Here is a 20,092-nt window from a genome sequence, read left to right on the forward strand (position 1 = left end):
GTGAGCGGATATGGGTATGATGCACCCAATGAATCAACAGAACGACACAAGACAACATGACAAACAGCAAGAGGTCTATCAAGTATCGACGATGACCTCTTTGCTGGAAGCCGTATATGATGGAGATTTCTCCCTTTCACAAATTCCCGAGCACGGTGATTTCGGCATTGGTACATTCAATCAATTAGATGGAGAGCTGATCGGCTTTGACGGCGCATTCTACCGGCTGCGCTCGGATGGAACAGCGACACCGGTTACCGATCAAGACTATTCACCCTTCTGCTCTCTAGCATTCTTTGAAACTGATATCGTTCATCGAATTGATGCAGCCATGACAAGCAAAGAGCTAGAAGAAGAAATCGACCGCATTTTACCGAGTAAGAATGTGTTTTATGCGATCCGCATTGATGGATCATTCAAAAAGGTGCAAACACGTACGGTCGAAAAACAGGAAAAACCTTACGTTCCGATGGTGGAAGCAGTCAAGTCACAGCCCATCTTCGATTTCGAGGATATTCATGGAACGATCGCTGGTTTCCGTACACCGCAGTACGCACATGGTATTGCGGTAAGTGGATATCATCTTCATTTCATTGACGACGATCGAAGTGTCGGCGGACACGTTTTTGATTACACTGTTGATCAAGTGACCATCCGAATTTCTCAAAAACGCCATATGAATTTACACTTGCCAAATACGCAGGAATTCTTCCAAGCAGACATTGATCGAGCTGACCTCGCACAGCAAATTGCGAGTGCAGAAAGCAGCCCAGATCAATAAAATAAAGACACCCCGGTGATTCCGGGGTGTTTTTTATGCAAAAGGAATTTTTATTACTTCATTACATTTCATTTCGTTAGTAAATTGAAATTCACCCATTCTATTCGTAATGAAACATGTTAAAATATCAACAGAAGAAAGGTGGTTATATGGTGGCAAACGACTTTAGCATCCCGAACTTAACATTAGACGAACGAGATAAACAAATTTTATCCCTATTACATGAGGACGGGCGTATGTCCTATACAGATCTTGGAAAACAAGTCGGTCTTTCACGTGTTGCTGTACAAGCCCGTATTCAGCAGCTAATTGAAGCAGGTGTCATTGAACGATTCACAGCTGTCATCAACCCTGCTAAGATCGGCATTCATGTTTCTGTCTTCTTTAATGTAGAGGTTGAGCCGAAATTTTTAGAAGCAGTCGCCCTTCAGCTCGAACAGGAAACAGCTGTCACAAGCCTTTATCACATGACAGGGCCAAGCAAGCTGCATATGCATGGCATTTTTCAAAACGAACAGGAAATGGAGACATTCCTAACAAAAAAACTGTACCCGCTGGAAGGCGTTGTGAGTGTGGACTGCCAAATGCTCATTAAACGGTACAAAAGCCGAATGGGCATGAAATTGTAGACAGGAGTTGAATCACTTGCAATCATATATCGAACTCATCATCGCTATGGTGCGAACCGGCATTCTCGGTTTTGGCGGAGGTCCTTCCGTCATACCACTCATTCGCCATGAAGCGGTAGTGAAATATCAATGGGTCAGCGATGACGAATTTGGAGAAACACTCGCCATCGCCAACGCATTACCAGGTCCGATCGCGACCAAAATGTCAGCATATCTCGGCTATCGATTGAAGGGCGTATCCGGCGCAATCATCGCAACAGCTGCCCATATTTTACCGTCATGTCTCGCCATGGTGGCACTCGTTACACTTGTCAGCGTCTTAAGCTCCTCACAAATCATTCAAAATATGATTGGCGCCGTGACGCCAGTTATTGCCGTCCTGCTTGGGATCATGGCATACGAGTTTGGACAAAAAACGCTGAAAGGCTTCGGAATGATCTTCGGGATCGCTCTGTTCCTTCTTGCCTTTATCGGGCTGCAGGTGCTGTCCATTCATCCAGGAATCATTGTCATCATCTTTTTATGCTATGGCGCTTTTCATTTCAAACTGAAACAACGCTGGAATCGACCAAATAAAGAGAAAGGGGTGTCTTCATGATGCTGATTCTCTTTTTATTCTGGGCATTCTTCTTGTCCAATCTATTAGGATATGGCGGAGGACCTGCATCCATTCCGCTGAATTATGAAGAAATCGTCAACCATTTTCATTGGATGACGAACGAAGGGTTCTCCAATATGCTTGCTTTAGCCAATGCACTGCCAGGACCAATTGCGACGAAAATCGCAGCATATGTCGGCTATGACGTCATGGGCTGGCCAGGCTTTATTGTGGCACTGCTTGCAACTGTTCTGCCATCAGCCATTGGATTGATTTTACTGCTCAAGCTGATTGACCGCTTTCGCCAATCTCCTGTCGTCAAAGGCATGACCTTGTCCGTCCAGCCTGTCATTGCAATGATGATGCTTTTATTAACATGGGAAATTGGCGGAGATGCAGTAAAAGCCATTGGCTGGACGCAATCGCTCGCTATTGCCGCGATCTCCTTTTTCTTTATGACTAAATTCAAAATGCACCCCGCCTTTCTCATTGTGGCTGCCTTTTTATATGGCGGATTGATTCTGCCGCATTAAGAAAACCGATAACATGGCCTGTGTTATCGGTTTTCTTTTACATATAGATTGGAGAAATCGGTCTGCGCCCAATCGAATGATATTCGACTCCTGCTTGTTCTGCTGCTTCAAGCGTATGGCAGTTTCGCCCATCGAAAATAAGCGGCTGTCTCATCCATTCCTTGTAGGATGTGAGGGGAAACGTCTGAATTTCTGTCCACTCTGTTAATATACAAGCTGCATGGACATCCTTTATCGCTTCTTCCATCGTATGAGCAAACTTGACTTGATCCGGCAGTTCACGAGCGGCATGGCGTGAGGCAACAGGATCATACGCCACAAGCTCCGCGCCTAATTGATGGAGTTCATGAGCGATGGGTACCGATGGCGCCTCCCTCATATCGTCTGTATTCGGTTTAAAAGCAAGGCCAAGAAGTGCAATTCGCTTTCCTTCAAGATTTGATCCCAGTCTCTCCTGAATACTTCGGATAAAACCCGCTCTCTGCTCATTGTTTACTTTGATAACAGCCTTTAACAGCTCAAAATCATGCGACACATGCCCTGCGATTTGGACAAGTGCATTTGTATCCTTTGGAAAACAAGAACCTCCGTAGCCAATCCCCGCCTTGAGAAATGAAGAACCGATCCGCTGATCGAGCCCCATTCCCTGCGCCACCCATTCAACATCAGCACCTGTTTTTTCACAAATGGAGGCAATCTCATTCATAAAGCTTATTTTGGTCGCAAGAAAAGCATTAGATGCATACTTGATCATTTCTGCACTTTTTCGGTCTGTCTTAACCACTGGCAGGTGGAAATCAGCATACACCTCCTCAAGCCGGTCTAATACAGCTTTTGTTTCAGCCCCAATGACAAGCCGATCTGCCCTCAATGTATCTGAAATGGCAGAGCCTTCTCGTAAAAACTCTGGGTTAGATGCAATCGATATTGGCTCATTCCGTCCTAATTCTTGATGTATCATCTGTTCGATTTGATCACCCGTTCCAACAGGCACCGTACTTTTCACCACAAGAACCGCACCTGATTTCGCTTTTGTACCGATCTCCTTTGCGGCTTGAAACACATATTGTAAATCAGCTTGACCATCTGCCTGCTGCGGGGTGCCAACCGCAATCATTAACACATCAGCCCGCGGGTAGGCTGCCTCCCCATTTATGTGAAATTGAATTCGTCCTTGCTCAAGATTGCGTTTCAGCAGTTCTTTTAATCCTGGCTCATACATTGGTGGATGCCCCTGTTTCAGCTGCATGACCTTTCTTCGGTCAATATCAATACATGCCACATTGTGCCCTGCCTCCGCTAAACACACACCTGTGACGAGTCCCACATATCCACAGCCTGCAATTGCAATATTCATGACACCATCAGCTCCCCATACGCCTTATGCTTGTAAAGACATCGTATGCTGGGAGCTTTCTTTCCATTCATAAAAGCATACAAAAATCCCCTGCCATCACTAGCAGGGGGTCACTTTTATGAAACAAGACCATTTCGAATATGAGCAATCAGATTTTCAAGCATTTCTTTTGTTGTGACATCATTTGAATTCTCACCAATATCATGAGCGTACATCAAAATTTTTAAAAACTCTTCTTGATTCAAACCCTTATTATCCATGTCTGTATCCTTTCGATTCCACTAATTTCATTATTATATGCTGTAAGGTTGGTTTATGCAATACTCTAATACATCATTCGACAGCTTTTGAAATTTATGACCATTTTCATGAAAAACTTTTTTATAAATCACCATTGAGCTATAATAAAAGAATTGGAATCTTTTACTTGGTTAGGAGCGGATCAAATGCTTCAGCACAACATCAATGAAGAAGAACTCAAGCAAACAGCCGAACAAATCAAAGAACTTCTTCCTGCAACAGATGAAAACAAACAACTCATCAAAAAAGCATTGATTACTTATAGACAGGACAGTGTATATCGTCTCAAGCAAGAATCTGATACGGAATGGTCAGCTTATGTACATGATGTCGTGGCAGCAAGAGTCCACCTTCAAGTGCTGTTTCCTGTGAGAAGCAGCTGCTCATGTCCGGCAGATGGACTTTGTAAACACATTCTCGCTGTCTTCTTTTCGCTGTACGCTCAAGTGGAGAGTGTGACCGGATTTACAGAAAATTGGTCAGAAAAGGATGAATTACAACGCAGCAAAGAATTAATTCGCCAGCACTTCCAAGTGAAGCGCCCAGACGAACAATCACTCCAAAGCTGGTTGAATTTTTTCCAAGAGGAATTTAACCTCTGGCTGAAACGGACACCAAAGCACCAGCAAACACCGCAGCATTTGTATTACGGCTATTTATCGATCTTAAAAAAACACGCACCTCATTCACCTGAATTCAAGAGTTTGTATGCGATTCATACGTCAATCGATGTGTGGTTAAGGATTTATGAATTAATCGACCTTGGCCAGCTTGATGCCAAGAAGGACTTTTATTCCATGAATCCATATGTAGAACAGCTCATGAACACCATTTTTGATTCAGTGGATCACTTAAAAACATACGCCCTTTCCTTTTCCCTCGATCCGTTTCTTGAAAACACACCAACTGCCGTTCGGACACTTCTTCAAATAAACGGACCTTTTCAACATGAACGAGTAGCGGTCTTTATGGAGATTTGGGGCACCATATTAAATAGAGGGAAATGGGTTAAAAAAGAAACAGAATTACTAAAGAACGCTCAGCAGCAAAAACAAACGGTTGAGCGTACCATCGGATTGATGCACATGGATTATTTACTGAAAGAAGACGATAGCCTTTTTCAGCAATTAAAGCTGCTCAATGCAGATATGCTGCCAAATGTGCTCAACTGGCTGAAGGATCTGACAAACCGCAAGGACTGGAAGCGGCTCAAGCTCTGGTATCATGAGATCACCTATATTTTAGAGGAATATTGCCAGCTCGACCTTTCCTACAGAGAACTGCGAGGAGCTGTCAGTGATTTCTTCTTCTATTTAGACGCATACTTTAAGCAGACGAATGATCATCATTTATATGAACGCTACCTCCAGATCTGCATGCCCTATGCGTTTACTGAATATAGTCAGCTCTTATATGCACAAGAGCGTTATGCAGAATGGATTGAAATTCACAGCCTTGTTGGTTTCTCCATCAGTGAACTGGAGAAGGACCTGATCAAACAAATTGCAAAAGAGGAGCCTGAAGCGCTCATTCCGTCGTATCACCGTGAAATCTCACAGCTTCTCGATCAAAAGAATCGAAGTGCTTACCGGGAATCTGTGAAAATGCTAAAAAAACTGCGCACGCTTTATCATAAAACGAAACAAACTGCGATTTGGGAAAGATATGTAAAGCAGCTACAGGATTCAACGAAACGGCTGCGTGCGTTCCAAGAGGAAATGAAGAAAGGAAAATTAATTGATGACACGCCATAAACAAATTGTCATTCATGCAGAACAAACAGAAGATTTCTCTTTCACCATTTCAGCGCAAGCAGAGGACGGACACCCTGTTCCGCTTAATGAAATGAAGAGGCAGCTTTTCCAATGGCACGAATCGTCTTTTTACGGAACATTTTTAGAAGATGTGAGCTTTATTGGCACACCTGCCTTCCTGCTAAGCCCTTGGATGACCGTTGAACTGCTAGGGAAAAATTCATTTAATACCTTTAGTCATGTGACACTAACCGATGAAACGGAACCACTGATGAAGACAGCCTCCACCATTTATGAATTCATCGAGGATGAAGATTTTATTCCCGATTACGAGGCTTGGACAAAAGGTGTCCTTCGTTTTAAAGACAAAGAAGGACTATTAGATGGCTATACGGCTGAGTGGTTCTCCTTTGCCGTACAGGATTACATTCAATATGATGATGCCTTACAGCAGAAATGGAACCGCATGACAGAACAATCGCCTGCGCTCTCATCCTTCCAAGGACATTTTTTAGATGAGCAGGATTTTTTGGAAACGATTGGCTGGATTGATGACGACACACCTTTCACTGTCGGCTTGCGTCTAAATGAACCCGATTTCGACGGAGACGATTGGAAAATCGAATTGTTTTTGCGTGATAAGAAAAACAGCGATCTTCACTTTTTTGAAGGCATCCGTTCATTGAAAAGATCTTGGCATCCGTATCAAGATAAAATCTCCAGAGAGCTGGAGCGATTCGGTCAAATTGTCCCTTGGCTCTCTTTCACATCTGGCACCACGCTCATGTCAGAAGACGAAGCATGGCTCTTCCTATCTGAAGCAAGTGAAACACTTGTGAATATGGGCATTGAGATCCTGCTCCCATCGTGGTGGCAAATTGTCAAAGAAAGCACCATGATGCTAAAAGCAAGGATTTCCTCTACTCCAAGAGGCGAGTCGCATGTCGGAATGGATGCCTTGATGGACTTTAATTGGCGCTTTGCTACAAACGGCATCGAGCTGACAGAAGATGAGTTCAACGAGCTTGTCCAAAGTAAACGGCGCCTTGTCAATATTCGTGGACAATGGATCAAAATCGATCCAACCTTCATCCAGCAAATGAAAAAATGGATGGAGCGCGCCGAAAATGAAGGGCTGCACATGTCTGATATTTTGTCACGTGAACTGGCAGATCAAGAAGCATCCTCTGAATCGGTTCCAGAGCTGCTAGACAGCTCAGCATTTGCACATATTCAATTTGAACTCTCGTCGCAATTAAGAGGGCTTGTCCATCAGTTAAATGATACGCAGGAGCTGCCTTCATACGAAATGAGTGAGTCCTTCAAAGGCACACTCAGACCGTATCAGCAGCATGGTGTCAACTGGCTGTTATTCTTAAGATCTCATGGATTTGGGGCTTGTTTAGCAGATGATATGGGTCTTGGAAAAACAATTCAAATGATTGCATATTTCACATATTTGAAAGAGCAGGAGCAAAATGCCGCTCCATCTCTCATCATTGCTCCGACCTCTGTCTTAGGAAACTGGCAGCGAGAGCTTGAAACCTTCGCGCCACATTTGAATGTTGCCTTGCATTATGGGCCATCGCGTCCTCAAGGGGAACACTTTACAAAGGCATACGAGTCAACAGATATTGTCCTGACATCTTATGGACTCTCACATTCTGATCGTGATGAATTAACGTCAGCAAAGTGGGATACGATTTGTTTAGACGAAGCCCAAAACATTAAGAATGCCCATACAAAACAATCGAGAGCGATCAGACAGCTCAAAGGGCAGCATCATATTGCCCTTAGCGGGACACCTATGGAAAACCGTTTAACAGAGCTTTGGTCCATTTTTGACTTCGTCAACAAAGGATATCTCGGCAGCTTGACGAGCTTTCATAAGAAATTCGTTCTGCCGATTGAAAAAGACCGTGATGAAAAAAGAATTGAACAGCTGCAGCAGCTGATTAAGCCTTTCCTTTTAAGACGAACAAAGCAAGATGAAGAGGTCGCCCTGAACCTGCCTGAGAAACTCGAAGAAAAAGAATACATTCCGCTATCCGCTGAGCAGGCTTCTTTATATGAACAGCTCGTGAAAGATACTTTCGAACACATGGCTTCGTTAACAGGAATGCAGCGGAAAGCCATTATTTTAAGTATGCTCGGCAGACTCAAACAGATTTGCGATCACCCGGCTCTCTATTTAAAAGAGAGTGGAACCGATGTGAAACTGCTGAAACGTTCATTAAAAATGGATAAACTCGCAGAGCTGTTAAAAGCAATACATGAACAAGGAGAAAGCTGCCTCATCTTTACGCAGTATATTGGAATGGGGAACATGATCAAGCAGCTGGCGGAAAAGATGTTTGGAGAACCCGTTCAATTTTTAAATGGCAGTCTGTCCAAACAGGAGCGGGATAAAATGGTGGACCGCTTCCAGAAGAAAGATTTCAACATCTTAATTCTCTCTTTAAAAGCAGGAGGAACAGGACTTAACCTAACCGCCGCAAACCATGTCATTCACTACGACAGATGGTGGAATCCTGCTGTGGAAAACCAAGCGACCGACCGTGCTTATCGGATCGGACAAAAACGATTTGTTCACGTCCATAAGATGATCACAACGGGCACGATCGAGGAAAAAATCGATCAAATGCTCGAAACAAAACAAACGTTAAATGATCAAATTATCCAAAGTGAAAGCTGGATTACAGAGCTATCGACAAACGAACTAGAAGATTTATTCACATTAAGCGCCGCCGCTCAATCATCTTAATCCAAGCAAAAAGAGGACTTTTCTCAAACATGATGAAAAGTCCTCTTTTTTCATTTCATATGAACATAGGTTAAATGTGCAGTTTTTTCAATGCAGATTTCACGTTCATATACGTATTCAATTCACGGAAGTCTTCTCTCATTTCTCCCATTTTCATCGCAAGGTTCGGTTTAATTCCTGTCACGATGAGTTCCGTACCAGTCATTAAAATCAAATCGTTCAGCTTAAAGATCGCATCTGCCACAAATGAATCGACTTCTAATAAACCAGACAGATCGACAATAAAATAATCGTCCTTGGATTGAGAGATATAGGTGGAGACTGTGGAGATAATCTTATCAAATCTTGGCGCTGTTAACGTACCAATGATCGGTAACACAGAAATACCATCTTTCACAGGAACAATGGGAACAGAAATGTTCAGCACTTCATCAATTGATTGCTCAAGAAGCTCCTGCTGTTCCTTCTCTTTCGTGACATCCTTTTGCAGACCAACGAAATAAAGACGTTTCCCTTCATTTTCGTCAATCCAAAGAGGAGCTACACTTAACTCATTCCAAAACATCTGTCCAGATTTTTTATAATTTTTTAGCTGAACAGTGACAGCCTCTTTGTTCTCAATTGCTGTTCTAATTTGTTGGAGAGCGTTTTGCTCTGTTTCATTTCCTTGAAGGAAACGACAATTCTTCCCCAATACTTCGGGTTCTTGATAGCCTGTCATATCTAAAAAGCCCTTGTTCACATATATTAAAGGATTATCAGGTAAAGACGGGTCCGTCACCGTCAGGCCAACCTGAGTATAGTCTAAGGCTTCCTTGATTAAATGCAGATTTTCGGACTTATAAGATTCCAGCGCCATTCGTTTACTCTCCTTAATTTCCTTACAAGCGGGTTATGTTCATAATCAAATTATATGATGTTCCACATCATGTGTAAATAGAAGTAGTTCTGAATTCCTCTTTTGTAGAATGCGCTTTATCCTATGTGATTTATACAACGACATCTGATGCATCTACTTCAAAAGGTGTCGAATCATACACGCCACACCATGTTCATCATTTGTTAACGTGACATGATCAGCGATTTCTTTCATATCCTGTCTCGCATTGCCCATCGCAACCCCAACACCAGCTGCTCGAAGCATCGATTCGTCATTTAAGCTGTCTCCTACAGCCGCTGTCTGGTCTAAAGGAATACCAAGTCGTTCTGCCAGTCTTGTTAATGCCTGGCCTTTAGATGCATCCTTTGAACCAATTTCAAAGTTATGATCGGCTGAACTGACCATTGTGACATCTGAATCATCACCAAACATATTCCATCCTTTCTTCAATCTGTCTTCAAAGAAAGAGAAACCTAAAATGTTGTAGAATGAAAGCTTTCGATCCTCACGAAACAACTCTTTATATGTATCAATATAAGAAAAACCTGACTGACTATATTGCACTTCTGCCGCTTGTTTTAAAACACTCAGGTCCGTTTCTGGATTTGCACTTTTTAAACGATCCATTTCAATCGCAAGAAGCTCTCTACCACGATTCGGTGTGAAAATGGCTTCGTTTGTAAAAACTTCATAATAATACTCACGTTCTTCAAGCCATTTCAATATGCGTTTGGCCTTTTCTTCTTGTAAAGCAGCTGAATGATATACTTGTCCAGCCGGATCATGAATCACAGCTCCATTGGCACTAATCACCCATGTATTCATCCCAAGCTCATCAAAAATAGACCTCACATCAAAATACGCTCTTCCTGTTGACACGACAACTTCCAATCCATTCGCCGCTGCTTCCTTTAACGCCTGCTCATTTTCCTGACTCACTTTGTGTTCACTATTCAATAACGTTCCGTCTAAATCCGTTGCGATCAATTGAATGTTTGTCATCGTTCTCTCCTTTTTGTCTCCATTTTGGCTATCATACCGCTGATAAAATCCATCATCAAGAGGTGATCGGTTTATCATTGAATAAAAGAGTACCCGGCCACGCTACATGACCGGGTACACACAAGGGGATTTAAGGGGACACATGACCTATACAAAGAAACGATGGTTCTATTACGCAGTGTTCTTATGCTCAAGGCAGCGTCTATCAGCTTTAGCTAGAGGGGGGCTGTCAGATGCTAGACGTTACCTTTTGATTCAGACCGTACCTCCTTTCCTTTTAACTGCCCTTAGTCTACCGAGAAAGGTTGTATGTGACAAAACATGAAAATGAAAGAACGCCCCCTCAAATTCTCTATTTCCTCTTTAATTTCTGCTTTTTACCGCTTGAGTATAAAACATCATCTTGTTTTGTTTGACGAAAAACTTATTTTTCATAAATTGATAAAAAACGTCTGAATGAATCCAATTACTAGAAGGCATGTGAATATAATCAGATCCATCCCACGCAAACCAATAAAAACAAAGCTGCCCGTCATGAATCGACAATTGAAATTCAAAGTAGTCCATTTGATCCTCGGTGACGTATTGAAACGTGAGTGACTCGCCTTCTTCCATGTACACATCACAAAATGAAAGAATGTCTCCCCACGAATAAACGCGCATTGTGCTCTTTGCCTTCTCTTCGCCAATATGTATGTTTCGTAATTGATAAGACTCCATAAAACATCTCCTTTCACTCATATGCAGCTCGCTTTAAGCAGGCAGCGGTTTCATTTATACAGATGTTGTATGCTATAATATTACTTACGAATAATGAACGCTTGTGAGGTGAAAAATATGAAAACCTTTAGGCTGATTGATTTAAAAATCGAACTTGATCCAAAGCAAGATAAAATGTCCAGCATTCCCCTTCGTGACGGTTTAATCATTAATAAAGAAGATGGTGAAAATCACTGGATGATCGAGGCACTCATTCCAAAAAAACATAGACAGGTGTTTGAGGTGCTCTTTCAGCAGCACACTGAAGTGAAGATTCTTGTGACGATCACAAAAGAAAACAACCGCCCTGTTCATCTATCTGTCCAAGTCAAAAACATTGTTGCTTTAGAAGAAAACATTTCTGTGCTGCTCGATGGTAAGATGATTACAAATCGTTATAGAACAGAAACAGAAGAAGTACTAAAAGACCTCGTCAAAGAGGGGCTTTCCGGAGAAAAACTACTGGATGCATTTAAACAAAACACATAAAAAAGAGCGGAGTTAGCCGCTCTTTTTTTTATTGCACATCTTTCGATTGGCTTTGATTTTTCAAGAGATCTCTAATTTCAGTTAGTAAAACTTCCGTTTGATCCGGCGTTTCTACAACCTCTTCTTCCTCTACCTTTTTCCGTTTTAATTTATTCAAATAACGAATAAAGATAAAAATGGAAAACGAGATAATCAAGAAATCAATCACTGTTTGAATGAAGCTTCCATATAAAACTTGCGCAGATCCGATCTTAATAGATAGACCGCTAAAATCATGTCCGCCAATAATAATGCCGACAAGCGGCATGATCAAATCATTTACAAGAGAAGTGACAATTTTGCCAAATGCTCCCCCAATGATGACACCTACAGCCAAGTCAATGACATTTCCCTTGACTGCAAATTCTCTAAATTCTTTCAGCATCTTTTATCACCTTCATCTTTTTTTGTCTAATATGACGTTTTTTTGTCAAAAATGCAAGTCCTGATCCGTTCAGACTAGTTGTTTCCATATAAAAAGCGATTCATCCTTGATGAACCGCCAGGCAAATCATGATACTTTAGGACCGATAGAAAATGTAAGTTCTGCTTCACATGCCACTTCGCCATCTACTGTGGCTACTGCTTTTCCTTTGGCAACTGGACCGCGAAGACGTGTCACTTCAACCTCTAAACGAAGCTGATCGCCAGGCTTGACCTGTCTTTTGAATCGGCAACTGTCAATTCCAGCAAACAAACCGATTCTCCCTTGGTTCTCTTCTTTACCTAAAATGATGACCCCAAAAACCTGAGCAAGCGCTTCTACAATAAGCACACCTGGCATAACTGGGTATCCTGGGAAATGACCGTTAAAAAATTCTTCATTTACTGTTACATTTTTGATTCCAACCGCTCTTTTGTCACCATCGACTTCTAAAATACGGTCAACCAATAAAAATGGATAACGGTGTGGAATAATGTCTTGAATTTGCTGAGCATCAAGCATGTCTTGATCTCTCCTTCTTTTCTATATCGCTGATCTTCATTTGATTCCTATAGAAGTATATTATGAATGCTCGTATTTTTCAACGTCCGCTCCACACATATGGCAAAAAATAGAATCTACTATTGCCTATTGTCATCAAATATAATCCACACTACACTCATTGTTTTTTCACAAATATGGTAATATATATTACATCATTGATTGAATAAGAGGGTAAAAATGAATTTTATGAGTGATAAATCCATTAAAAAACTTCTCCATTCGTGGTATACAATGCTAAAGCATCGACATTTTTCGAAGGCTGAAGAAATCAAAACAACTCTATTAAAACATCAACGTAAAATATCAAAAAAACAGGAACTCTATTTACATTATCAGCTGATGCTTTTTCGGCATCAGCTCTGGATGAATCAGACAGAGGACTTAGAAAAAATGAAACATGAACTGATGCAGTACAAAGACCAAATGAACGATCAACTGCATTATTATTTTAACTTCTTTCTCGGTTTATACGAATCTTTAAAAAGTGATCAAAATGATGCCATTCATTATCTTGAAAAAGCAGAAGAAAAACTGCCGCTGCTAGACGATGAGCTAGAAGAAGCCGAGTTCCATTTTCGTACAAGTGGTGTTTATTATAACAAGCGCTATTCGTTGTTATCGATTCGTCATGTTGAAAAAGCCATGGATATCTTTGCAAAGCACGGGGATATCCATAGCATTTATCGGTGCAAAATTGTCCTCGCACTTAACTTTAGTGATCAAAAAAAGTATGAAGAAGCAGAAGCTCTTTTTATTGAGATCATCGAATACGTGAAAATCATTGATGATCAAGAACTGCTCGGTATCGTTTATTATGACGCTGGCTTTATTCAGTCGAGACAAAACCGTCACAAGAAAGCGCTGGAATACTTTAAAAAAGCACTTCGTCTGCCAGCATACCGAAAGTCCGCACACTCTTATGTATCGTGCCTCTACGAAACAGTGCGTTCCTGTTATAAAGAAAATTTAACCGATGAAGGTATGAAGTATATTCAAAAAGGATTAAAAGAAGCCGTTGCTTCACAATTTGATATATTAAGAATCAAGTTCCAAATTTTATTTCTTCTCTACAGCCAAACGCCAAAGGCAGATGAGCAGATTGCAAGGCTCGTCACATGCCTTGAACGAAAAGAAGCTTGGATTGATCTTGAGGATTTGCTTGCCGATGTCTCAGATTTTTATAAAAAAAAGGGCGACTTTGAGCGAGCCGCCTTTTTTATCATGAGAGGCTGATGTCAGCCTGCTCATTATCGAATTGTATTTACTAATCCAAGCATCTGATCACCCATCGTAATCGTTCTTGAGTTCATCTGATAGGAGCGCTGTGTTGTCATGAGATCTGTTAATTCTTTAGACATGTCCACATTCGACGTTTCAAGTGCACCTTGCTGAAGCTGAATCGCTTGGCGGTTTGCTCCATTTAGTGCTGTTAATGCACCTTGATAAGTACCGTCAACTGAGAATAAATTATCTCCTTCAGAGACAAGTGCTGAAGAGTTATTGACTTGCACAACACCTAGATTCACTTGCTGATTCGGTTGATTATCTCTTGAAATGGCTGTCAGACGTCCATTTTTATCAATTGAAATATCACGAAAATTCGCATTTAAGACGATTTCATTTCCGTTTTCATCAAGAATCGGATGGCCTTCGCTAGTGACAAGCTGCACTTGATTACGATTATTGCCTGGCTGTAAGTAGAGAGAACCGTCTCTTGTATAACGAATATTACCGCCGGCATTGACCTGCATATACTGAGAAGGCGCTCCAAATGCAACATCTAGATCACGGCCTGTTTCTTTAATAGAGCCTTGCAGTGAGTTAATGGACGCATTGACCATCGTACCCGTACCAAGCCTTAACCCATCAGGTGTCAGACGACTGTTTGCCACCTGCGCATTTTTTTCATCCACTTGGTTGAACTGTTGCCTGATCAGCTCTGAGAAACGGGTATTTTTCGCACGGTATCCTGTTGTTTCACTGTTCGCGATGTTATTACTGATAATATCAAGCTGCTTTTGTACTTCGTTCATTGATACAGCTGCATTGATCATCGTTCTAAGCATGAGAATCCTCCTTTCTTTTTCATTTCTTGATTAATACACTCTGCCAATTTCATTCACTGCTTTTTCTAAGCTTTTATCATACGCTTGAACCACTTTTTGGTTTGTTTCAAATGCTCGATAAGCGGTTGTCATTTCTGTATATGATTTCGTCACATCCACGTTCGACAGCTCCGATACACCTTGACTTAACGTATAGGACATTTGACCGTTATTGACTGCACTTGGCAGGGGCTGGTTATCAGCTGTACGGTATAAATCATTTCCTTCTCTCGCTAAGTTTCTTGTATCCACCGCAACACGTACATCAATTTGTCCAAGATTTTGTCCATTTTCACTCACAGTTCCATCTGCATTCACTTTGAAATTCTCACTCTGAACCGTGATTGGCTGACCTGTCACAGAAAGAAGAGCACGCCCATTGATCGTCAACTGATTTTGTGCGTTCAATGTAATCGAGCTACTTTTCGTATAACGAACGCCTTCTGGGGTATTGACCGCATAAAAGAGCGCTGATTTCTGATTGGTCTCAGGGTTGATCGGCACATTATTTTCGACTAGTGCGATATCCGTTGTTTGATCTGTTGTTTTTAAAGTTCCTTGGGTAAATTGAGGAATCAGTTCCTGCATATATGTCCCCGTATTAATGCCGCCAATCGGTGTTTGCTGAGGAACACTAAACCCTTTGCCTGAAGAAGTTTGGAAACGTCCTGACTCCATTCGGCTAAGCAGCATTTCTGGAAATGCCCGCATGGCCCCCTCATCCGCTTTATATCCTGGCGTATTCGCATTTGCGATATTATTTGAAAGCATTTCTGTCCGCCGCTCTTGAGCGATCATGGCAGATGTTGCGGTGTATAGTCCTTTTAACACGTGCTCACCTCATTAAAATTCTTTCACATGACCTAAACACAATCTTCTATGAAATATATCGGCATATTTGCAGGGTTCTTTAATAAAAATCCCCCATTCTTTCGAAAAAGAATGAGGGACATCATTAGCTGAGTTTACGCTTTGGCAGCTTGTCCATATTATCAAGCATGACGCCAGTACCAACAGCGACACAATCCATCGGATTCTCAGCAACGAAAACTGGTACTTTCAGCTCTTCTGCAAGCAATTGATCAAGCCCGTTTAGAAGAGCTCCGCCACCTGTAATGATGACGCCGCGATCAATAATATCAGCTGATAATTCAGGCGGTGTTCTCTCAAGAACTTGCTTTGCAGCCTGAACAATCGCAGATACAGATTCACGCAATGCTTCTTCTACTTCTTTGCTTGTGACGGTAATCGTTCTTGGTAATCCTGTCACCATGTCTCGTCCACGAATTGAAATCTCTTCGTGACGTGCGTCTGGGAATACCGTTGCAACTTGGATCTTAATATCCTCAGCCGTGCGTTCACCGATCAACAGCTTGTACTCTTTTTTAATGTAGTTGAGAATTTCCAGATCAAATTTGTCTCCAGCCATTTTAATAGAAGAGGCGGTTACAATGTCACCCATTGAGATGACAGCGATATCTGTCGTTCCGCCTCCAATATCTACGACCATGTTTCCACTTGGCTGAAAAATATCCATACCAGCACCAATAGCTGCTACTTTTGGCTCTTCTTCAAGAAATACATGCTTACCGCCGCTTTTTTCAGCAGCTTCTTTGATCGCCTTCTGCTCAACAGATGTAATGTTTGTCGGGCAGCAGATGAGCATACGCGGCTTAGAGAATAGCCCTTTCACATTTAATGAGTTAATAAAATGCTTGAGCATCGCTTCAGTTACTTCAAAATCAGCAATTACGCCATCTTTTAATGGACGAATCGCAACAATATTCCCAGGCGTACGTCCAACCATGCGTCTCGCCTCTTCTCCAACAGCCAAAACTTTTCCACTGTTTTTGTCAAGAGCTACCACAGATGGTTCATTTAACACAATTCCTTTTCCTTTGACATGAATCAGTACATTGGCAGTACCAAGATCAATTCCAATATCCCTAGCAAACATCTATATATATCCTCCTTGAAAATCTGTTTCCATAGCAAATACCACATTCTGCCCTAATTATATATTCTATCATAATTTGCAGAAAAAAAGATATTTCTTTACAAAAGTCTTTACAAAATTTGTGGTTAGAAACTACCGATATGAGGAAGATATATATATCATGTTTATGAACAAAGAACTAAGCTTACTGTTTCACAGGCTCGCCTTCTAAAATTTCTTCTTTTTTATACTTTAATTTAGTGGCTTCTCCCCCTCGCAAGTGGCGGATTGATTTATGATAATCCAGTATCTCCTTCACTTCATTAGCCAGATCTGGATTAATTTCTGGCAGTCTTTCTGTTAGATCCTTGTGTACAGTACTTTTAGAGACTCCAAATTCTTTCGCAATTACACGAACGGTTTTCTTTGTCTCCACGATATACTTTCCTATCTTGATTGTTCGCTCTTTGATGTAATCGTGCACACCACTCGACCTCCCTAAAATGGATGTGAGAAGTGTGAAATGAGATCCGTATCAATAGTGTCCATTTTTAGCGGCGCTTGTTCGTCTTAATTTCTCATCCATTAGGTAGTAAATGCCAAACACGATCCCTCACCTCAAACACTCTCTTTGTCAGGTTTGTAACAGTGTATTAGCATTGCATAGGGAATATGCTAAAAATGAAGATGGGACAAGGGATTTATCAGAAAATGCAATCATTTCGAGTGACGAAAATTTTCACTTTACAAGAATGGGTCGAGCACGTAAAATAGAAAAGGTGATTTTATTTACCTAGCTAAATATTTAATAAAGGTGAGCATATGGATACGTTAAATAGAGAGTGTTTACATCAAATACACCAAAGCGCCAGGTTGCTGTCTAAAAAGGCGAACGAAGCGCTTGCTGCTTATGACTTGTACATGTCCCAATGGACTGTACTTTTTTGTTTGGACACATTCGGCCCGAAAACCCAAAAAGACATTTGGACATATTTGAACGTCGAAGCCCCAACCATTACCCGAACCGTAACCCGTCTAGAAGCAAATGGCTGGGTGCAACGTGTACAAGGAAAAGACAAACGTGAAAACCTGATCGTCATGACAGATGATGCTAAGGCCCGATTTGAAGAAATCAAACGTACGATGGAACAATTTGAAGAAGAATGTCTTTCAGATTTCACCCACGAAGAAAAACAACTCCTCCATACACTTTTACACAAATTATCAACTGAATAGGAAGTGACATACATCATGAACGAACGCATTTGGACAAGAGACTTTATCATGATTGTCCTGGTGAATTTATTTACGTTCACCTCTTTTTATGCCCTTTTAACCTTGCTGCCTATTTACACAATGGATGAACTAAATGGAACAGAATCACAGGGCGGTCTTCTTGTGACGGTCTTCTTATTGTCCGCCATTGTGACAAGACCATTTTCTGGAGCGATTATTGAGAAATTCGGTAAAAAACGGATGGCGATTTTCTCATCAACGGCGTTTGCCTTACTTACTTATTTATACATCCCAATTGATCAATTCCAAACGCTTCTCGTGCTGCGTTTCGTGCAGGGCATCTTTTTTAGCATTTTGACGACAGTAACCAGTGCCATTGCAGCAGATATGATTCCAAAACATAAACGAGGCGAAGGACTTGGCTACTTTGTCATGTCCATGAACCTTGCTGTTGTCATCGGTCCATTTATTGCACTAAATCAAGTAGGAAAAGTAGGATTCCATTCCTTATTCCTTCTTTTTTCCATTATCGTGACCATTGGTGCCGCTTTTACGATGCTCATCAGACAACCAGAGCTTGAAGATGGAGGAAGTGTTGTCTTCCGATTTACTTTTTCTCACTTGTTTGAAAAAGGTGCCTTAAAAACAGCGGCAGTCGGCATCATTATTTCCTTCTGTTATTCGCCGATCATTTCATTTATTTCAGTCTATGCCAATTCCCTTGACTTGATGGGGGCAAGCAGTTATTTCTTTATTGTGTTTGCGGCAGCGATGCTTGGATCACGTCCATTTACAGGCAGACTTTTTGACCGAGTAGGACCTCACATTGTGATCTATCCTTCGATTGCTCTTTTTGCGATTGGTTTATGGATGCTGACAGCTACACATTCAGCTACAATGCTTCTGCTATCAGGTGGTGTCATTGGACTTGGCTACGGATCGCTAGTGCCATGTTTACAAACACTTGCCATTCAGCACTCACCAGCCCACCGTACAGGCTATGCGACGGCTACTTTCTTCACTTTATATGATACGGGTATTGCTGCTGGCTCTTTTGTATTTGGTCTCCTTGTCAGCTTCACAGACTTTTCAAATGTATATCTCATTGCAGGTATTGTTGTCTTGCTCAGTATGATTGTTTTTTATTGGAGCGAACGAAAGCCCCAAGAAGCAAAAGCACAGAAGGTCTCCCTATCAGAATAGGATTCTATTTTAAACTTCAACGGAAACATGCTAAAATATAGGATGTTTCAAATAGACGATTATTTGAAAAATAGTTGGCATTAAGCGAAGGTATAGGTGATGTTTTGAATTACGAACTGTTTAAAGTGATACACGGGATGGCTCATCATTCTGAGTTTTTAGATCAGGCCATGATTTTCATTACGAAAAAGGCCATTCTTGTGTATGCCCTTGTCTTATTGATTTGCTGGTTTTTAGGTAATCACAAATTTAAGAAGCATGTCTTCTTTTCCGGTGTAACAGGCATCGCGGCACTTATCGTCAATTTTGCCATTACACTGTTTCATTATGAAGAGCGGCCGTTTGTGGCGCATAAAGTCGACACACTCATTCCGCACTCAGCAGACGCTTCCTTCCCAAGTGACCATACAACAGGTGCACTGGCTCTTTCACTTGCCATTCGATCTCGCAATAAAAAGCTTGGCAACATCTTGCTCGTCTTTGGATTACTCACAGGATTCTCCCGCATCTGGGTTGGTCACCATTATCCATTAGATGTCTTAGGCAGCCTGGTCGTATCAATTGTGGTCGTCTTTATCATGAATAAATTATGGAAATTATTTGACTCTCCAATTGATCGCATCGTCACTTTCTATGAGACAATTGTAGGGAAAATATTCAGAAGGAAGCAAAAGGATCAGGGTTCTGACCTGTCTAACTCTTAAGCGGCTTGCGATAACGTGATGAAGATTCTTCTTCC

The 20,092-nt window shown here is 41.5% G+C and carries 22 protein-coding genes; 11 read left to right on the forward strand and 11 right to left on the reverse strand.

The window, feature by feature from the left end; all coding sequences use genetic code 11:
• The first annotated feature begins 10 nt into the window (after window positions 1-10).
• The 4 genes from budA (at window position 11) to MHH68_RS16480 (ending at window position 2,541) form a co-directional block, all read left to right on the forward strand.
• Window positions 11-781, forward strand: a complete 771-nt coding sequence (budA, locus tag MHH68_RS16465; protein ID WP_058013511.1) for an acetolactate decarboxylase — start codon at window positions 11-13, stop codon at window positions 779-781.
• A gap of 152 nt (window positions 782-933) precedes the next feature.
• Window positions 934-1,410 carry an Lrp/AsnC family transcriptional regulator gene (locus tag MHH68_RS16470; protein WP_058013883.1) on the forward strand — a complete coding sequence of 159 codons (477 nt, stop codon included), beginning with the start codon at window positions 934-936 and terminating at the stop codon, window positions 1,408-1,410.
• Window positions 1,411-1,426: 16 nt separating this feature from the next.
• Window positions 1,427-2,008 (forward strand): chromate transporter, encoded by a 582-nt coding sequence (locus MHH68_RS16475; protein WP_339164183.1) that lies wholly within the window; start codon window positions 1,427-1,429, stop codon window positions 2,006-2,008.
• Window positions 2,008-2,541 carry a chromate transporter gene (locus MHH68_RS16480; protein ID WP_058013882.1) on the forward strand — a complete coding sequence of 178 codons (534 nt, stop codon included), beginning with the start codon at window positions 2,008-2,010 and terminating at the stop codon, window positions 2,539-2,541. The genes MHH68_RS16475 and MHH68_RS16480 overlap by 1 nt, the downstream gene beginning before the upstream one ends.
• A 37-nt stretch (window positions 2,542-2,578) precedes the next feature.
• Here the strand turns inward: MHH68_RS16480 and MHH68_RS16485 are convergent, their stop codons facing one another.
• Window positions 2,579-3,898 (reverse strand): UDP-glucose/GDP-mannose dehydrogenase family protein, encoded by a 1,320-nt coding sequence (locus MHH68_RS16485; RefSeq protein ID WP_339164185.1) that lies wholly within the window; start codon window positions 3,896-3,898, stop codon window positions 2,579-2,581.
• 116 nt (window positions 3,899-4,014) lie between these two features.
• Window positions 4,015-4,158 (reverse strand): hypothetical protein, encoded by a 144-nt coding sequence (locus MHH68_RS16490; RefSeq protein ID WP_003214884.1) that lies wholly within the window; start codon window positions 4,156-4,158, stop codon window positions 4,015-4,017.
• Window positions 4,159-4,344: 186 nt separating this feature from the next.
• Between MHH68_RS16490 and MHH68_RS16495 the strand changes: the two genes are divergently transcribed.
• On the forward strand, window positions 4,345-5,952 hold the full coding sequence (locus MHH68_RS16495) for an SWIM zinc finger family protein (protein WP_339164187.1): 1,608 nt from the start codon (window positions 4,345-4,347) through the stop codon (window positions 5,950-5,952).
• Window positions 5,939-8,716: a DEAD/DEAH box helicase gene (locus MHH68_RS16500; protein WP_339164189.1), complete on the forward strand. Its 2,778-nt coding sequence runs from the start codon at window positions 5,939-5,941 to the stop codon at window positions 8,714-8,716. The genes MHH68_RS16495 and MHH68_RS16500 overlap by 14 nt, the downstream gene beginning before the upstream one ends.
• 70 nt (window positions 8,717-8,786) lie before the next feature.
• On the opposite strand, the gene MHH68_RS16505 is transcribed toward MHH68_RS16500, so the two are convergent.
• The 3 genes from MHH68_RS16505 to MHH68_RS16515 form a co-directional block, all read right to left on the reverse strand.
• Window positions 8,787-9,575: an STAS domain-containing protein gene (locus MHH68_RS16505; RefSeq protein WP_058013506.1), complete on the reverse strand. Its 789-nt coding sequence runs from the start codon at window positions 9,573-9,575 to the stop codon at window positions 8,787-8,789.
• 153 nt (window positions 9,576-9,728) lie between these two features.
• Complete coding sequence (locus tag MHH68_RS16510) at window positions 9,729-10,589, reverse strand: Cof-type HAD-IIB family hydrolase (RefSeq protein WP_339165818.1); 861 nt, start codon at window positions 10,587-10,589, stop codon at window positions 9,729-9,731.
• A 372-nt stretch (window positions 10,590-10,961) separates the two neighbouring features.
• Entirely contained in the window at window positions 10,962-11,318 is a 357-nt protein-coding gene (locus tag MHH68_RS16515; RefSeq protein ID WP_058013504.1) for a hypothetical protein, read from the reverse strand.
• A gap of 117 nt (window positions 11,319-11,435) precedes the next feature.
• Between MHH68_RS16515 and MHH68_RS16520 the strand changes: the two genes are divergently transcribed.
• Complete coding sequence (locus tag MHH68_RS16520; RefSeq protein WP_003215215.1) at window positions 11,436-11,846, forward strand: YwpF-like family protein; 411 nt, start codon at window positions 11,436-11,438, stop codon at window positions 11,844-11,846.
• Window positions 11,847-11,874: 28 nt separating this feature from the next.
• Here the strand turns inward: MHH68_RS16520 and mscL are convergent, their stop codons facing one another.
• Complete coding sequence (gene mscL, locus MHH68_RS16525; RefSeq protein ID WP_061409819.1) at window positions 11,875-12,270, reverse strand: large conductance mechanosensitive channel protein MscL; 396 nt, start codon at window positions 12,268-12,270, stop codon at window positions 11,875-11,877.
• 126 nt (window positions 12,271-12,396) lie between these two features.
• Window positions 12,397-12,831: a 3-hydroxyacyl-ACP dehydratase FabZ gene (fabZ, locus tag MHH68_RS16530; protein WP_041108123.1), complete on the reverse strand. Its 435-nt coding sequence runs from the start codon at window positions 12,829-12,831 to the stop codon at window positions 12,397-12,399.
• Window positions 12,832-13,050: 219 nt separating this feature from the next.
• Between fabZ and MHH68_RS16535 the strand changes: the two genes are divergently transcribed.
• A complete protein-coding gene (locus tag MHH68_RS16535; RefSeq protein WP_058013503.1) occupies window positions 13,051-14,106 on the forward strand; it encodes a tetratricopeptide repeat protein in 1,056 nt (351 codons plus the stop codon).
• Window positions 14,107-14,120: 14 nt separating this feature from the next.
• On the opposite strand, the gene MHH68_RS16540 is transcribed toward MHH68_RS16535, so the two are convergent.
• The 4 genes from MHH68_RS16540 to spoIIID form a co-directional block, all read right to left on the reverse strand.
• Window positions 14,121-14,939 (reverse strand): flagellar hook-basal body protein, encoded by an 819-nt coding sequence (locus tag MHH68_RS16540; RefSeq protein WP_106071348.1) that lies wholly within the window; start codon window positions 14,937-14,939, stop codon window positions 14,121-14,123.
• A gap of 30 nt (window positions 14,940-14,969) precedes the next feature.
• Window positions 14,970-15,809 (reverse strand): flagellar hook-basal body protein, encoded by an 840-nt coding sequence (locus MHH68_RS16545; protein WP_268466871.1) that lies wholly within the window; start codon window positions 15,807-15,809, stop codon window positions 14,970-14,972.
• Window positions 15,810-15,933: 124 nt separating this feature from the next.
• A complete protein-coding gene (gene mbl / locus MHH68_RS16550; protein WP_012011515.1) occupies window positions 15,934-16,935 on the reverse strand; it encodes a cell shape-determining protein Mbl in 1,002 nt (333 codons plus the stop codon).
• A 184-nt stretch (window positions 16,936-17,119) separates the two neighbouring features.
• Window positions 17,120-17,398: a sporulation transcriptional regulator SpoIIID gene (spoIIID, locus tag MHH68_RS16555; RefSeq protein ID WP_008343327.1), complete on the reverse strand. Its 279-nt coding sequence runs from the start codon at window positions 17,396-17,398 to the stop codon at window positions 17,120-17,122.
• A gap of 338 nt (window positions 17,399-17,736) precedes the next feature.
• Here spoIIID and MHH68_RS16560 point away from each other — a divergent pair, with 338 nt between their 5' ends.
• The 3 genes from MHH68_RS16560 (at window position 17,737) to MHH68_RS16570 (ending at window position 20,057) form a co-directional block, all read left to right on the forward strand.
• On the forward strand, window positions 17,737-18,150 hold the full coding sequence (locus MHH68_RS16560; protein WP_044140115.1) for a MarR family transcriptional regulator: 414 nt from the start codon (window positions 17,737-17,739) through the stop codon (window positions 18,148-18,150).
• Window positions 18,151-18,165: 15 nt separating this feature from the next.
• Window positions 18,166-19,353: an MFS transporter gene (locus MHH68_RS16565; protein WP_339164195.1), complete on the forward strand. Its 1,188-nt coding sequence runs from the start codon at window positions 18,166-18,168 to the stop codon at window positions 19,351-19,353.
• 104 nt (window positions 19,354-19,457) lie between these two features.
• Window positions 19,458-20,057 (forward strand): undecaprenyl-diphosphatase, encoded by a 600-nt coding sequence (locus tag MHH68_RS16570; RefSeq protein ID WP_339164198.1) that lies wholly within the window; start codon window positions 19,458-19,460, stop codon window positions 20,055-20,057.
• The last annotated feature ends 35 nt before the right edge of the window (window positions 20,058-20,092 follow it).

It is taken from the genome of Bacillus sp. FSL K6-2841, from assembly GCF_037976435.1.
Lineage (GTDB): Bacteria > Bacillota > Bacilli > Bacillales > Bacillaceae > Bacillus > Bacillus pumilus.

Coding starts and splice junctions, on each gene's coding strand:
- budA (WP_058013511.1), top strand. CDS start 11: ATGGGTATGATGCACCCAATGAATCAACAGAACGACACAAGACAACAT.
- MHH68_RS16480 (WP_058013882.1), top strand. CDS start 2,008: ATGCTGATTCTCTTTTTATTCTGGGCATTCTTCTTGTCCAATCTATTA.
- MHH68_RS16485 (WP_339164185.1), bottom strand. CDS start 3,898: ATGAATATTGCAATTGCAGGCTGTGGATATGTGGGACTCGTCACAGGT.
- MHH68_RS16490 (WP_003214884.1), bottom strand. CDS start 4,158: ATGGATAATAAGGGTTTGAATCAAGAAGAGTTTTTAAAAATTTTGATG.
- MHH68_RS16495 (WP_339164187.1), top strand. CDS start 4,345: ATGCTTCAGCACAACATCAATGAAGAAGAACTCAAGCAAACAGCCGAA.
- MHH68_RS16500 (WP_339164189.1), top strand. CDS start 5,939: ATGACACGCCATAAACAAATTGTCATTCATGCAGAACAAACAGAAGAT.
- MHH68_RS16505 (WP_058013506.1), bottom strand. CDS start 9,575: ATGGCGCTGGAATCTTATAAGTCCGAAAATCTGCATTTAATCAAGGAA.
- MHH68_RS16515 (WP_058013504.1), bottom strand. CDS start 11,318: ATGGAGTCTTATCAATTACGAAACATACATATTGGCGAAGAGAAGGCA.
- MHH68_RS16520 (WP_003215215.1), top strand. CDS start 11,436: ATGAAAACCTTTAGGCTGATTGATTTAAAAATCGAACTTGATCCAAAG.
- mscL (WP_061409819.1), bottom strand. CDS start 12,270: ATGCTGAAAGAATTTAGAGAATTTGCAGTCAAGGGAAATGTCATTGAC.
- fabZ (WP_041108123.1), bottom strand. CDS start 12,831: ATGCTTGATGCTCAGCAAATTCAAGACATTATTCCACACCGTTATCCA.
- MHH68_RS16535 (WP_058013503.1), top strand. CDS start 13,051: ATGAATTTTATGAGTGATAAATCCATTAAAAAACTTCTCCATTCGTGG.
- MHH68_RS16540 (WP_106071348.1), bottom strand. CDS start 14,939: ATGCTTAGAACGATGATCAATGCAGCTGTATCAATGAACGAAGTACAA.
- mbl (WP_012011515.1), bottom strand. CDS start 16,935: ATGTTTGCTAGGGATATTGGAATTGATCTTGGTACTGCCAATGTACTG.
- MHH68_RS16560 (WP_044140115.1), top strand. CDS start 17,737: ATGGATACGTTAAATAGAGAGTGTTTACATCAAATACACCAAAGCGCC.
- MHH68_RS16565 (WP_339164195.1), top strand. CDS start 18,166: ATGAACGAACGCATTTGGACAAGAGACTTTATCATGATTGTCCTGGTG.